Genomic DNA, 14464 nt, shown 5'->3' on the forward strand with positions numbered 1-14464 from the left:
TTTGACGCAATTCCGCAGGGAAAGCGCTACGCGCTTTTCCCGGGAAAACCGTTCACACTTTTCCTGGAATTGCTCTACCGGCGCTGCGCCCGATCAATGTCCTGATCGGAAGCCATGCGCAGGCTTCAGTCCGTGCGATGACTGTGAACAGCCGTTCGAGGAAAAGCCAGGCCGATTCATCATGTACGAGATGGTGAGTGAGCAGGCCGACCGGTTCGCCGCCGTCGAATGCATGCCGCAATTGCGCGATGATAGCCTGAACCAATAGGCCATGATCGCGGCAGCCGCGCGTGCCATGCCAATCCATGATGTCGACATTGCTGTTGATGACCGCCAGTGAAGCCGGCTTCGGCGGCCCATAGACCGACAATGCCGCAAATCCTATCGATCCAAGGTCGGATACCAAGGCGGCGTCGATCCTGTTCCAGGGTGGCACCAGCATCGGAACGGCACGTGCGCCGTGCAGGCCGGTTACGCGCGACAGCCCGCGAGCCAGATCATCGAGCACCGCCTCGCGTGGCCGATGCGCGCCGAGTTCCTGCTTTTTCTGGTCCTCGGGCGCATGATTTCGGTGCGCCCAGCCATGGATGGCGACCGTGGCATGCGGCGCCTCGTCAAGCCGGACGACAAGCTTCTCATCGGTCAGGGCCGGAATGACGGCCAGAGTGATCGGAACCGCGAATTCACCAGTGAGGTCGAGCAGCCGATCAAGCGCAGGCGTCGGATCCACGGCGTCGTCGTCGCGCAGCCAGAATTCTGCCTTGCGGTCCGCCCGTTGCCGGCACGCCAGTTCTTCCACCAAGGGCTGCCAGATCCGATCGGATGTCATGAAACCGGGATCCTCGGAAGAAGTTCGGCCAGACGCGCCGCTGCACCACCGAGGGAACGTTCTTCGAGGATGAAACGCCTGGCTTCCGCAGCCATGATGGTTCTTTCGTCGCTACGGGCCAGAAGCCTTTCAATGGCAGAAGCGAACGCCGCCACATCGCCCGGCGGGGTGAGAAACCCGGTCTGGCCATCCCGCACGACCTCCGGCACGCCGGCGATGTCCTGGGCCACCACCGGAAGGCCGGCGGCCTGTGCTTCAAGATAGGCGACGCCATAGGCCTCGCCGTAACCCGGCCAGACGTAAATTCCCCCACTGTAGAGGACATCCGGCACGGCGGCTGGCTCAATCGCGCCAAGCCATTCGATACGGTCGGCGGGCAAGCCGGCGAATTGCGCTTTGACCTCGTCACGAGCAGGCCCGTCCCCGACGACCGACATGGTCCAGGGCAGGTGGCCGATCGAACCGAGCGCTTGCGCCAGCATGCGATAGCTTTCGACTTTGTCGCCTGGGCGCATCATGGCGACGGTAACGAGGCGCGTCGGACAACCCCGTGCCGGCGTTTCCCGGAATACCGATGTGTCGATGAAGGGCGAAAGCATACCGAGAGCGGCGTCGGGAATCGCATCTGTCAGTCCCTGCCGATCCCTTTGCGTGAAGCAGATGTTCAGCGCTGCCTGTTCGATGGCTCGCGCCACCAACGCTTGCGTATCGGCCCACAAGCCGGCGTTGCGCCGCCTCGAATAGGAGGCTTCCGCTGTCACATAGGGGACAGCAAAGGCCGACGCCAGTTCGGGTCCGATCAGGTCTGGCGCCTTGTAATAGGGATGATAGGAGAACCAGAGATCGGGCTTGCCGTCACGATCCCAAAGCTTGGTCAGCCGCGCGGCTTCCTCTCGGGCCTCGATCTTGAGCGCATCGAAACTTTTCGACTCCGGTTGGCGTAGATAGAAGCGCAATTCGGATGCCAGTTCGACGCTATGCCCTCCATGCTCCAGCGCCTTGACCAGCATCCGTGCCATCTGGCGGTCGCCGGAGACAACGGGATGATTGGGCGACTTCAGCGGCGCGTAGAAGGCAATTCGCATCGCCGGACCCTATCATCGGAAAGCCTGCGCAAGTCAATTTCGAAGCATGATCGACTTCACCTTCAAGCAGTGGAATGTGCTATCTGATGCTCATGGAAACAGCTGCCGCGTCCGACCCGTTTGTCGCTTCTTTGCCGGTCTTCGCAAGGTTCGAAAGCGTTGCCGATATCGATAACTATCGGCCTCTCCCCGATGGCTGGGCGCTGGCCACCGCCGACATCGTCGGCTCGACCAAGGCGATCAAGGCGGGGCGCTATAAAACCGTCAATATGGCCGGCGCCAGCGTCATTTCGGCGCTGCTCAATGCGCTGGGTCGGCAAGATCTTCCCTTTGTCTTCGGCGGCGACGGCGCGCTCGTGGCGTTTCCCGGCTCGGCGCTGGAGATCACCCGCGACGCGCTGGCGGCCGTCCAGAGATGGGTGGCGGACGAACTGGACCTGACCTTGCGTGCCGCAATCGTGCCGATAAAGGACATAAGAGCGCAAGGCCTCGACGTTCGCGTGGCGAGGTTCCAGGCCTCCGAAGCGGTCTTCTATGCCATGTTCGCCGGCGGTGGCGGCAGTTGGGCGGAAGCCGAGATGAAAGCGGGGCGCTACCGCATCGATCCTGCGCCGGCCGGCGCGCGGCCGGATCTGACCGGCCTCTCCTGCCGCTGGAACCCGATCGAAGCCTGGCATGGCGAAATCGTCTCGATCATAGCCCTACCGGGGGCGTCGCGCGACCTGCGCGGTTTTCAGTTTCTGGCTTCCGACATCATCGCCCTTGCCGGCAGGCAGGAACGCGATGGCCACCCGGTGCCGGTGAACGGGCCGGGCTACAGTTTTCTGCCCGCCGGCCTCGATATCGAGGCGCGGGCCATGGCGCCGGCAGGATGGCGGTGGCTGTCGAAGCTGTGGATAGTGTTCCTGATGACGCTTACGGCTGTTACCGATAGATATGGCTGGACGATCGGCGGTTTCGATCCGAGGATCTACAAACGCGACGTGGCCAGCAATTCGGATTTCCGGAAGTTCGACGACGGCTTGAAGATGACGATCGACGTTGACGCGGATGTGTTGCAACGGATCGAGAACCGGCTGAAACAGGCGGAAGAGGCGGGCATCTGCAACTATGGCCTGCACCGCCAGAAATCGGCCTTGATGACATGCCTCGTCGCTTCGCCGCTGCAGCGCGATCACGTTCATTTCATCGATGGCGCCGCCGGCGGCTATGCGATGGCTGCCGCAAGCCTGAAGGCGAAGGTGCCGGTCCGATGACGGCTTGCGGAAATCGATTTTCCGCAATATGCCTCGGCCATGGTTCTTGGGACCATGGTGAGCCTCGCCATGGGAGCGGATAGTCTGTCCGAATTGACGGGAAAGCAGATTTTTGGACGCCTCACGATCGACATATGACCGTCTTCTGAACCGGATTTCGACGCGCGCCGCGCAAGTCGGCGTGATCGGACTGGGCTATGTCGGGTTGCCGCTGGCGGTTGCGATCGCACGCGCCGGCTTCCCGGTTTCCGGCTTCGACATCGAAGCCCAGAAGGTCGAGAGCCTGAACAACGGCCAATCCTACATTGAGGCAGTGACGTCGACAGCCCTTGCCGGCCATGTGGCCAGCGGACGGTTCCGCGCCACTGCGGATTTTGCCGAACTGGCCGTCTGCGATGTCATCATCATCTGCGTTCCGACACCGCTGACGAAACACCGTGAGCCGGACCTCTCCTTTGTCAGGAGCACGGCAGGCACCATCGCGAAGCATCTGCGTCTCGGCCAGCTGATCGTGCTGGAATCGACCACCTATCCCGGCACCACCGACGACGTGGTCAAGCCCATACTGGAAGAAACCGGCTTGCAGTCGAAGATAGACTTCTTCCTCGGCTTCTCGCCCGAACGCGAGGATCCCGGCAACCGCAGCTTTGAAGTCGCGACGATCCCCAAGGTCGTGGCAGGCGACGGCATTGAAGCGGCGACGCTCGTGCAGGCTTTCTACCAGGGCGTGGTCAAGACCGTCGTTCCGGTTTCCAGCACGGCGACCGCCGAGGCGGTCAAGCTGACGGAAAACATCTTCCGCTCGGTCAACATAGCCCTCGTCAACGAGTTGAAGGTCGTGCTCGGTGCGATGGGTATCGACATCTGGGAGGTGATCGAGGCGGCAAAGAGCAAGCCCTTCGGCTACATGCCTTTCTATCCTGGCCCCGGACTTGGCGGGCACTGCGTTCCGATCGATCCCTTCTACCTGACGTGGAAGGCGCGCGAATACGAACTGCCGACCCGCTTCATCGAGCTGGCGGCAGAGATCAACACGGCCATGCCGCGTCATGTGGTCGATGAACTGGCGAAGGCGCTGGACCGGCGCTGCGGCAAGGCGCTCAGCCGCTCGCGCATTCTCATCATCGGGCTCGCCTATAAGAAGAATGTGCCCGACATCCGCGAAAGCCCCTCATTGCGGCTTATTGAACTCATCGAGGAATGGGGCGGCAAGGCGGAATTCCACGATCCGCATGTTACCGAGATCCCGACCACACGGGAGCATATGGCGATCAAGGGGCGTCGCTCGGTCGAATTGACCGAGGCGGTCTTGAAGGATTTCGATGCTGTCGTCGTTGCAACCGACCACGACGCGATCGACTATCGGGCGATCGCTGATCACGCTCTTCTGATCGTCGACACACGCAATGTTTTTGGCCGCCTCGGGCTAGCCCGAGAGACTGTGGTGAAGGCCTGACGGCGTCCGAGCCGGCGAATTTTTTGCCCGATGTCAGGATCGTGATTGCACTCCGCCGGCAGCCTCGCCACATATGCCCCCAAGGAGTTTCGAGATAGCATGAGCACAGCGCAAGCAGAAATTTCCGCCATTCTCATGGATAAGGTTGCCGATTGGCTGACCCAATCGGCGCTGGCCGGCAACGATCTGGAAACATTGGTAAAAGGCTTTTGTGAACGGCTGGCCGCTGCCGGCCTGCCACTGAAGCGGGTGCATTTGAGCTTTTCGATGCTTCATCCGCTTTATGACGCGCTTGGCTTCACCTGGCTTCGCGGCCAGGGCATGGAAGTGGAAGGCTTCCGCAATGAGGGCGGCGTGCAGTCTGACAGATTCCTGACCAGCCCATACTACCATCTGCTCAGCAACAAGCTCGACCATCTGCGACGCCGGCTCGACTCGTCGGTGCGGTCAGAGTTTCCTGTTTTCGATGAACTCAGGCTTATGGGCGTCACCGATTACATGGCTTTCGTCCATCCCTTCAGCGGCAACACCAGTCAGGGCATGTTGGGGTCTTGGTCCACCGACAGTGCCGCAGGCTTCAGCGACAGCATGATTTCGGCGCTGCTGCGCATCCAGAACCATCTCGCTATCGCAACCAAGATGGCGGTGCTCACCAAGCTCGCCGACAACATGATGACCACTTATCTCGGCGGCGACGCCGGCCGGCGCGTGCTCGACGGCCAGATCAAGCGCGGCGAGGGCGATACAATCCGGGCCGCACTGGTCATGGGCGATATGCGCGGGTCGTCCAGGCTTGCCGAAACCTCCGGCCGCGAAATCTATATCGATACGCTGAACCAGTTTTTTGACGCCGTTGCCGCACCTTTCAATCGCAGAGGCGGGCAGATCATGAGTTTCATAGGTGACGGCTTCATTGCCGTCTACCCTTGCGAAAGGCGCCGCTCGCAGTCCGAGATCGCCTGCCAGGCTGCTCTTGCGGCAGCGCACAAGGCCAGCGCGCGCATGATGGATCTCAATCTGCGCAGAAAAGAGCAGGGGTTGGGCGACATAAAATTTGGTATCGGCCTGCATGTCGGCAATGTGATGTTCGGCAATGTCGGGCTTACCGACCGGCTCACATTCTCTGTCTTCGGCTCGGCTGTAAACGAGGTCCAGCGCCTCCAAACGCTGACCAAGAAATATCCGCACAGCGTTCTCGCCAGCGGAGATTTCGCCGGCTATTGCGGCGCCAACAGCTGGCTGACGCTCGGCAAGGAGGAACTGGCGGGCATCAAGCAGAAGCTGACGGTGCTTTCACCCGATCTGTCGGGTGCTCTCGCAGGCGATGAAGACACCGCGATGGAGCCGATTTACGACCGAATATCGGACGCCGAGCAGGTCATGCTGCTTCATCGCGATGCCGCGCGGCTGTCGGCGGGCGACCCGAGGAAGCTCCAGTAACCGCCACGATCTGATCCGAACGCCTTTGGTATGCAGTCCGGTCGCCGGTTCCGCCGGGGAACTCGTTTCGAATCCAAGTTGCTCTGGGCTGGCAATGCGCTAGTCTCGCTTTCTGGGCCTGCCCCCTGGCAGGCCGCCAGAGTGGGGCTGGTGTGTGAATGAATTCGGGCGTTGATCTGTTGCGGATCGAGGATGTTGGCATCTCTTTTGCCATTATCGGGGGACCGTTGCATGCCGTCAGGCGTGCAAATCTTCGCGTCCTGCCCGGCAAGGTTACCGCGCTTGTGGGCGAGTCCGGTTCCGGAAAATCGGTTCTCAGCCAGGCGGTGATGGGCATTTTGCCGAACACAGCCCATGCTCGCGGCCGTATCCTGTTTTCCGATCCTGAAAAGCCCGGCACGACGCAGGATATCCTGCGGATGCCGCGTGACGGACCCGAAATCCGGGCGTTGAGAGGCAGCCGCATCGGCAAGATCTTCCAGGAGCCGATGACATCGCTGTCGCCGCTGCACACGATCGGCAACCAGGTCAGCGAATCCCTGCAGATTCATACGCCCATGGCCCGGGCGGAGCGCAAGGCGCGGACCGAGGAAATGCTCGGCCTCGTCGGCTTTCCCAATCCCAAGCGCGCCTATGACATGTATCCCTTTGAACTTTCGGGAGGATTGCGTCAACGCGCCATGATCGCCATGGCGCTTATCTGCCGGCCCGCTTTGTTGATCGCCGACGAGCCGACGACGGCGTTGGACGTCACCATCCAGGCGCAAATCCTGCAATTGCTGCGCGGGCTTCAGACGAAACTGAACATGGCGATGCTGCTGATTACGCACGACCTCGGCGTGGTCGCCAATGTCGCCGACGAGGTGGTGGTCATGTACCATGGCGAGATCATGGAAATGGGACCTGTCGAGGCGATTTTCCGCCGGCCAGGCCACCCTTACCTGAAGGGTCTGATGGCAGCCGTTCCGCATTTCGACCTGAAGCCTGGCGAAAGGCTGAAGGCGCTCCGCGAGGTGCCGGTGAATGTCGGGAACCTGCTCGGGAAGCAGACGGCGCCGGCATCGAAGGGTCCGGACGACATCCTGCTGTCGGTCAGGGATCTGACAAAGACCTTCACCATCCGCAAGTCCGGATGGTTCGGCGGAGATCATCAAGCCTCTGTTCGCGCCGTGGACGGCGTGAGCTTCGATATCAGGCGGGGTGAGTGCCTGGGTCTTGTCGGCGAAAGCGGCTGCGGCAAAACCACCGTCAGCAAGATCCTCATGCGGGCTGTCACCCCTAGCGGCGGCTCCGTGATCTTCAACGGCCGCGATGGTCCGATCGACGTCCTGGAAGCCGAGGGGGACGCCCTGCGGTTGCTGCGCGCGAAAATCCAGATGGTCTTCCAGGATCCGGTTTCGTCGCTTTCACCTCGCATGACGGTGGAGAATATCTTGAGCGAGCCGCTGGAAATCCATCAACGTGGCAATGCCGCGTCCCGACTCGCCACGGTCAAGAGCCTGATGCAGGCAATCGGGCTCGATCCGCGCTTCATAAAGCGTTATCCGCACAGTTTCTCCGGCGGGCAGCGTCAGCGTATCGGCATCGCCCGCGCGTTGGCGCTGGGGCCAGAGCTCCTGATCTGCGACGAGCCGGTTTCGGCGCTCGATGTCTCTGTCCAGGCGCAGATCCTGAACCTTCTGAAAGACCTGCAGAAGGAACTGGGCCTGACCTACCTGTTCATATCCCACAACCTGGCGGTGGTGGACTACATGGCAGACCGCATCGCGGTGATGTGCGGCGGGCGCATCGTCGAGCTTGCGCCGCGCGAAATTCTGCTCAGGAAACCGGTCCACCCCTACACGCGCTCGCTGGTCGCCGCAGTACCTTTCCCCGATCTCGACAGGCCGATGGATTTCAAGACGCTGAAGCTCGGCGGCGCTTCCGACGCCAGCGCATGGGGACCGCAATTCCGCGACGAGGGCGACGAGGATATGCTGTCGCCGCTCGATCTTGGCGGCGGCCACCTCGTGCTGGCCCGGCGTTCGGCCGATGTCGGCGAGTTACGCCATTGATCAGCCGGCGCACCGTCCTTGGCCTCATGGCTTCGGCATTTCTGCCGGGCACTTTGCGCGCCGGCGAGCTGGAGCCGGAATTTCTTCAGCCGCGGCTGAAGGCCAGGGCGCTGCCGGCACTCGCCGAACGCCTGCCCAAGAGCCCGCGCGCGTTGAACCTCGCCGCGATGGGCCGGCAACCCGGCCAGTATGGCGGCACGCTGCGCACGATCATCGGCAGCCAGAAAGATATCCGGATGATGACGATCTACGGGTATGCTCGCCTGGTCGGCTATGACGAAAAGCTTAACTTGCAACCCGACATTCTCGAAAGTTTCGACGTAGCGGATGATCGCGTCTTCACTTTCAAGATTCGGGAAGGGCATAAATGGTCTGACGGTAGCCTGCTGACGCCGGAGGATTTTCGCTATTGCTGGGAAGATGTCTGGCTGAACGATGAGCTTTCGCAAGGCGGGCTTGCCCCGACCCTGCTGGCGGACGGCAAGCCGCCACGCTTCGAGATCGTCGATCCGTTGACGGTTCGCTATAGTTGGGATGCGCCCAATCCCGACTTCCTGCCCAGGCTCGCTGCTGCCTCGCCGCTATCGCTTGTTCTGCCGGCCGCCTATCTCAAGCAGTTCCACAAGAAATACCAGGACCCGTTTCGGCTCGCCGGCCTGATGAAGGAGAACCGGACCCCGAAATGGACGCTGCTGCATATCCGCATGTCCAGGCAGTATCGCCCGGAGAACCCGGAACTGCCGACGCTCGATCCCTGGCAGAACCGGACCAAGCCGCCGGCCGAGCAATTCGTCTTCGAGCGCAACCCGTTCTTTCATCGAATGGACGAGAACGGCCGGCAACTGCCCTATATTGACCGGTTTGTCCTTAATGTCAGCTCGTCGGCGATCATCTCCGCCAAGACCGGTGCGGGCGAGAGCGACCTGCAAGGCATGGGAATTGATTTCAGCGATTACGCCTTCCTGAAGGACGCGGAGAAGCGCTACCCGGTGAAGATGCATCTGTGGAAACGCACACAGGGCTCGCGGCTGGCGCTGCTGCCCAATCTGAATTGCGCCGACCAGGTGTGGCGTGGCCTTCTTCGTGACGTGCGCGTGCGCCGCGCCCTTTCGCTCGCCGTGGACAGGCGCGAGATCAACATGGCCGTGTTCTACGGATTGGCGCAGGAAAGTGCCGATACGGTCCTGCCGGAGAGCCCGCTCTACCGGCCGGAATTCGCGAAAGCCTGGGTCGCCCATGATCCCGACCAGGCCAATGCCCTGCTTGACGAGGTCGGGCTGCAGGCACGTGACGATGACGGCCTGCGGATGCTTCCCGATGGACGTCCCGCGCAGATCATCGTGGAAACGGCCGGCGAAAGCACGCTGGAAACCGACGCCCTCGAACTCATCACCGATCACTGGCGCAAGATCGGCATCGCCCTGTTCATCCGGACTTCGCAGCGCGACATCTTCCGCAGCCGCGCGCTTGGCGGCCAGATCCTGATGTCGATGTCGTCGGGCATCGACAATGGCGTGCCGACCGCCGACATGAACCCGTACCAACTGGCCCCCACCATCGACGACCAGCTGCAATGGCCGCTCTGGGGTGCTCACTACTTGTCTCATGGCAAGGTCGGTGAGGCGCCCGATCTTCCGCCTGTGGTCGAGTTGATGGCCTTACTCAAGCGCTGGAACGCATCGACCGAAGCCACGGAGCGCGCCGAAATATGGACTTCGATGCTGTCGATCTACACCGATCAGGTGTTTTCGATCGGCACCGTGAACGGAACGCATCAGCCGGTTCTGGCGTCCTCGCGGCTGCGCAACCTGCCTGACAAGGCGCTGTACGGCTACGACCCGACCGCCTATTTCGGTGTCTACATGCCGGATACATTCTGGCTTGGAGAGTCCTGAGCGTGCTTCGATATTTTGTCTGGCGCATCACCGTGATGGTTCCAACACTGCTGGTCATATCGGCGCTGGTGTTCACCATCATCGAACTTCCCCCAGGCGATTATTTCGACAGCTACGTTGCCGAGCTTCGAGCTCAGGGCGAAGCGGTGGATTCCGATCGCATCGAGATGATGCGCAAGGAGTATGGTTTCGACAAGCCGCCGATCATTCGCTACTTCTACTGGGTCGGCGGGATGCTGCAAGGCGATTTCGGCTATTCCTTCGAATATGAGCTGCCGGTTCGCGATGTCGTCGGGGACCGAATGTGGCTGACGGTGCTGGTTTCCTTCGTCACGATCATCTTCACCTGGCTCATCGCCTTTCCGATCGGCATGTACTCCGCCACGCATCAATACAGCTGGGGCGACTACGGCCTGACTTTCTTCGGCCTTCTCGGCCTCGCCATTCCGAACTTCATGCTGGCGCTGATCCTGATGTATTTCGCCAACATCTGGTTCGGCACATCCATCGGCAATCTCATGGACCAGCAATATCTCGGCGAGCCGATGAGCTGGGCCAAGGCCGAGTCGATCCTCGCCCATCTCTGGATTCCGGTCTTGATCATCGGCACCGGGGGCACGGCAAGCATGATCCGGCGGCTGCGCGCCAATCTTCTCGACGAGCTACACAAGCAATATGTCGTGACCGCGCGCGCCAAAGGACTTCATCCGTTCAAGGCGCTGGTCAAATATCCGCTGCGCATGGCGCTCAATTTCTTCATTTCCGACATCGGCTCTATCCTGCCGGCCATCATCTCCGGCGCCGAAATTACGGCGATCGTGCTGTCTTTGGAAACGACCGGGCCGATGCTGATCAAGGCGCTGCAAAGCCAGGACATGTATCTGGCAGGGACGTTCCTCATGTTCCTCGCCTTCCTGACGGTCATCGGTGTCCTGATTTCCGACCTGGCGCTGGCGCTGCTTGATCCACGAATTCGTTTGCAGGGCGGTAGCACCAAATGAGCACGCATTCGCCGCTGCCCGCTCCGGGTGCTCCGCTGCAGCACTACGTTTCCACCGCGCCCTTTGACCTGCAGTCAGTCGAGGCGATGACGCCGGAGCAGTCGAAGGTCTTTCAGGCGTCGCAGTTGCGGCTGATGTGGTGGAAATTCCGGAAGCACCGGCTTGCCGTTATATCCGGCATATTCCTGGCAGCGCTTTATTTCGGAATACTGATCTGCGAGTTCCTGGCGCCCTACAGTCTGCACACCCGCAACATGGACTACATCTATTCGCCGCCGCAGCGGGTGCGCTTGTTTCACAACGGCCAGTTCGTAGGGCCGTTCGTCTATGGCCGCCAGATGACTCTGGATATGGACACGCTCAAGCGGAACTACATCGAGAAAAAGGATGATATTCAGCGGATCCGTTTCTTCTGCAAGGGCGACAGTTACCAGTTCTGGGGCCTGATCGAAGGTAACAGGCATTTTGTCTGCCCTGCCGAAAAGGGCCAGCTCTTTCTAGCCGGCACCGACAGGCTGGGGCGCGATGTGCTCTCGCGCATCATCTATGGCGCACGCATTTCACTGACAATAGGCCTCGTCGGCATCAGTTTCAGCTTCCTGCTCGGCATTGTCATCGGCGGACTGGCCGGCTATCACGGCGGTGTCTTCGACCTGATCGTTCAACGGATAATCGAAGTTCTGCAATCGATCCCCAGCATTCCGCTATGGCTGGCTCTGGCGGCGATCATGCCGATAACCTGGAGTCCGATCCTGATCTATTTCGGCATCACCGTCATCCTCGGGCTGCTCGACTGGACCGGACTGGCGCGGGCCGTGCGTTCAAAGCTTCTAGCCTTGCGCGAGGAGGATTACGTTCTGGCCGCGCAATTGATGGGCGCCAGAAGCAGCCGCATCATCGGGCGGCATCTCATTCCCGGCTTCATGTCGCATCTGATCGCGACGGCGACGATCTCCATACCCGGCATGATCCTGGGCGAGACGGCGCTGAGCTTCCTCGGGCTCGGCCTGAGAGCGCCGATAACCAGCTGGGGCATCTTGCTCACCGAGGCGCGCAGCGTCAGCGTCATCGCGTTCTATCCATGGCTGCTTTTGCCGATGCTCCCCGTCATTCTCGTCATCATGGCGTTCAACTTCCTCGGCGACGGCTTGCGGGACGCCGCGGACCCCTACAAGTGAGATCGCTATTCCGCCGCGCGGCCTGCCGACGACTCGTATGATGCTTGTCGGCGGCCGGTTGCGTTATTGCAAGGTTCGTCGTTCGCCTCTATATGCGGCAAGCCTCGATCGGGGCTGCTGGTTCAGGACATACAATCGCATATGAGTCGCCTCGATAATTTCATCAGCAGGATGACCGCACAGCGCGACATTCTCAATCAAATCTGCCCCGAGGTGGCGAAGATGGAGGGGCTGGTGCTCGAGCTCGGCCTCGGCAATGGCAGGACGTTCCACCATCTGCGCGAGCGCCTGCCCGGGCGCCGGATCGTGGTGTTCGACCGCGAAGTTGGCGCACACGCCAGCTCAATTCCCGACGCTGAAAACCTCGTGCTCGGCGAAATACGCGAGACGGCCCGCAAGTTCATTGGCATCGACGCCGCTCTTGTTCATGCCGACATCGGCACCGGCTATGACGATCGCGATGCAGTGACCTCTACCTGGCTTCCCGATCTGATTGCGCGCCTGCTTCGCGTCGGCGGCTTCGCGGTCAGTGGCACGCCGCTCGATCACCCGCTGCTGCAACGCCTCCCGCCGCCGACTTCGGAGCCCGCCGATCGTTATTTCCTCTGCAGGCGCGTGTAAGGGGCGGAGACGGCCCAAATCTTCAGGGGCCTAAGCCTTCTCTTCAGGGCCAAGTCTTCAGGGGATCGTATAGACTGCTATCTCCCGCTCAATGCCGCGCAGCGAGACCTCGTGGGGCACGGGCGTCAGCGCGTTCCTGTGCAACAGATCGGCGGTGAGACTGTCGTCGATCACCGCACGAGTGGCGAAGATCGCCCGGGCGTTGGCAAGGTTCTGGACCCGCGAAGCAATGTTGACCGTCTGGCCGAAATAGTCCTGTCGCTCGTTCATGGACACGGCGATGCAGGGGCCGGCATGGACTCCGATCTTGAGCAGCAGATCCTCGCGCCCGCTTTTGTCATTGAGCGCACGCATGGCATCGCGCATCCTGAGGGCCGCAGCAATCGCACGATCAGGCGTCGCGAAGGTCGCCATCACCGCATCACCGATCGTCTTCACCACCGCGCCTGCCTCCGCCGCGACGATCTCGTGCAGAACCTGGAAATGCTCGCGCACGAGATCGAAGGCAGAAAGGTCGCCCACCCGCTCGTAAAGCTCGGTCGATCCGCGCAGGTCGGTGAACAGGAAGGTCAGGCTGGTGATCTTCAGGCGCTGGTTGATGTCGAGCGTATCCGTGCGATAGAGATCGCGGAACGTCTGGTTGGTGAGCAGGCGCTTGGCGGTCAGGAAGGGCCGGCGTTTGCCCAGGAGATCATGCAATAGCTGGCCGGCGATGAAGACCGTCGGCAGCACGCGGGTGTCGGTCCTGTTTTCCAGCGAAATGCGCAACGGGCCGGGTTGCATCTCCAGCGTCTGGTTCTGGACATGGTCGCGGTCGAAGACCAAAGAGAGGCCTCGGCGCTCTTTTGTTGGTTCGCCCTTCCCGTCGATGAACTGCGCTGAATGAGTGACCGGCTCGAAGACGATGATGAATTCGGACGGAAGCTGTATGTGCAGAACCGCCTTTTCACCGGGCGCAAGCTCGATATCCTCCAGCGAGAACGCTTCGATCTTTTTCGCCAAATCCTCTTCCGGCAGATCGACGCCGGACGCCCAGTAGATCTGGCGGAAATATTCCACCAACGGCAGTTCGTGTGGATTGTGGGCGGCAATCCTGCGCACGCGGGGACTGACGGTGAATGTCACCTCGACCATCTCGTCGAGGGTCGGCGAATAGCCCTCGGAGCACAGCGCGCAGGTGTATTCGTCCTTCTGCAGGGTTTTCAGCGTGGCGTTGGTGTCAAGCACGCCGCCACAGCCGGGGCACAGAACATTCCAGGAAATGTCGAAGATGCCCACCCGCGCCGCATGGAGAAAGGCGCTTATGGCGCGCTCCTCGTCGAGGCCATGCTTGCTGGCGAAGGCTGGCACATTGATGCGGCAAAGTTCGCGGTCCTCGCCCTCCGCGATGGTTCGCTTGATCGCGTCGATTGCCCGCGGATCGACATCGGTCGATTGCCGCAGAAGCGAGAACAGATCCTGAGCTTCGTTCATCGTGCAGGCTCCGGAAAATGCGCCCCGGGGCGTGTTGACCGGGCCGGTCTTCGGTCCGAGCGCTCCATCTTACTCCGAAACGGACCGTGCGGCCATTCGAATGGACAAGCCCGGTGACGGTTCAATTTCCATTCGGCGGATTTTCACCGGCCGCAAGCGGCACTATGATGGGTCCA

11 protein-coding genes are annotated in these 14464 nt (G+C 61.1%); 8 read left to right on the forward strand and 3 right to left on the reverse strand.

What is annotated here, in order from left to right:
• Positions 1-52: 52 nt before the first annotated feature.
• Together MESS4_RS03900 and MESS4_RS03905 are read right to left on the reverse strand one after the other, a co-directional pair.
• Complete coding sequence (locus tag MESS4_RS03900; protein WP_006326850.1) at positions 53-829, reverse strand: polysaccharide deacetylase family protein; 777 nt, start codon at positions 827-829, stop codon at positions 53-55.
• Positions 826-1914 carry a glycosyltransferase family 4 protein gene (locus tag MESS4_RS03905; RefSeq protein ID WP_006326851.1) on the reverse strand — a complete coding sequence of 363 codons (1089 nt, stop codon included), beginning with the start codon at positions 1912-1914 and terminating at the stop codon, positions 826-828. Before MESS4_RS03905 ends, MESS4_RS03900 begins: the two co-directional genes overlap by 4 nt.
• Positions 1915-2006: 92 nt before the next feature.
• Here MESS4_RS03905 and MESS4_RS03910 point away from each other — a divergent pair, with 92 nt between their 5' ends.
• The 8 genes from MESS4_RS03910 (at position 2007) to MESS4_RS03945 (ending at position 12815) form a co-directional block, all read left to right on the forward strand.
• Positions 2007-3170: a DUF3095 domain-containing protein gene (locus MESS4_RS03910; RefSeq protein ID WP_036240668.1), complete on the forward strand. Its 1164-nt coding sequence runs from the start codon at positions 2007-2009 to the stop codon at positions 3168-3170.
• A 112-nt stretch (positions 3171-3282) separates the two neighbouring features.
• Positions 3283-4626, forward strand: a complete 1344-nt coding sequence (locus MESS4_RS03915) for a nucleotide sugar dehydrogenase (RefSeq protein ID WP_006326853.1) — start codon at positions 3283-3285, stop codon at positions 4624-4626.
• A gap of 99 nt (positions 4627-4725) precedes the next feature.
• Complete coding sequence (locus MESS4_RS03920; RefSeq protein ID WP_006326855.1) at positions 4726-6066, forward strand: adenylate/guanylate cyclase domain-containing protein; 1341 nt, start codon at positions 4726-4728, stop codon at positions 6064-6066.
• 158 nt (positions 6067-6224) lie between these two features.
• The gene (locus MESS4_RS03925; RefSeq protein ID WP_006326856.1) at positions 6225-8120 is read left to right on the forward strand and encodes an ABC transporter ATP-binding protein; all 1896 of its coding nucleotides are present in this window, start codon (positions 6225-6227) and stop codon (positions 8118-8120) included.
• Positions 8117-10015, forward strand: a complete 1899-nt coding sequence (locus tag MESS4_RS03930; RefSeq protein WP_006326860.1) for an ABC transporter substrate-binding protein — start codon at positions 8117-8119, stop codon at positions 10013-10015. Before MESS4_RS03925 ends, MESS4_RS03930 begins: the two co-directional genes overlap by 4 nt.
• Positions 10016-10017: 2 nt before the next feature.
• Positions 10018-11016, forward strand: coding sequence for an ABC transporter permease (locus tag MESS4_RS03935; RefSeq protein ID WP_006326861.1), 999 nt, complete (start codon positions 10018-10020; stop codon positions 11014-11016).
• On the forward strand, positions 11013-12194 hold the full coding sequence (locus MESS4_RS03940; protein WP_006326863.1) for an ABC transporter permease: 1182 nt from the start codon (positions 11013-11015) through the stop codon (positions 12192-12194). The genes MESS4_RS03935 and MESS4_RS03940 overlap by 4 nt, the downstream gene beginning before the upstream one ends.
• A 141-nt stretch (positions 12195-12335) precedes the next feature.
• On the forward strand, positions 12336-12815 hold the full coding sequence (locus MESS4_RS03945) for a class I SAM-dependent methyltransferase (RefSeq protein ID WP_006326864.1): 480 nt from the start codon (positions 12336-12338) through the stop codon (positions 12813-12815).
• 57 nt (positions 12816-12872) lie between these two features.
• Here MESS4_RS03945 and MESS4_RS03950 read toward each other — a convergent pair whose 3' ends face one another.
• Entirely contained in the window at positions 12873-14288 is a 1416-nt protein-coding gene (locus MESS4_RS03950) for an adenylate/guanylate cyclase domain-containing protein (RefSeq protein WP_006326865.1), read from the reverse strand.
• Positions 14289-14464: the final 176 nt, after the last annotated feature.

Origin of the sequence: Mesorhizobium sp. STM 4661, from assembly GCF_000359125.1 — a bacterium.
Lineage (GTDB): Bacteria > Pseudomonadota > Alphaproteobacteria > Rhizobiales > Rhizobiaceae > Mesorhizobium.

Coding starts and splice junctions, on each gene's coding strand:
- MESS4_RS03940 (WP_006326863.1), top strand. CDS start 11,013: ATGAGCACGCATTCGCCGCTGCCCGCTCCGGGTGCTCCGCTGCAGCAC.
- MESS4_RS03945 (WP_006326864.1), top strand. CDS start 12,336: ATGAGTCGCCTCGATAATTTCATCAGCAGGATGACCGCACAGCGCGAC.
- MESS4_RS03910 (WP_036240668.1), top strand. CDS start 2,007: ATGGAAACAGCTGCCGCGTCCGACCCGTTTGTCGCTTCTTTGCCGGTC.
- MESS4_RS03900 (WP_006326850.1), bottom strand. CDS start 829: ATGACATCCGATCGGATCTGGCAGCCCTTGGTGGAAGAACTGGCGTGC.
- MESS4_RS03925 (WP_006326856.1), top strand. CDS start 6,225: ATGAATTCGGGCGTTGATCTGTTGCGGATCGAGGATGTTGGCATCTCT.
- MESS4_RS03950 (WP_006326865.1), bottom strand. CDS start 14,288: ATGAACGAAGCTCAGGATCTGTTCTCGCTTCTGCGGCAATCGACCGAT.
- MESS4_RS03905 (WP_006326851.1), bottom strand. CDS start 1,914: ATGCGAATTGCCTTCTACGCGCCGCTGAAGTCGCCCAATCATCCCGTT.
- MESS4_RS03920 (WP_006326855.1), top strand. CDS start 4,726: ATGAGCACAGCGCAAGCAGAAATTTCCGCCATTCTCATGGATAAGGTT.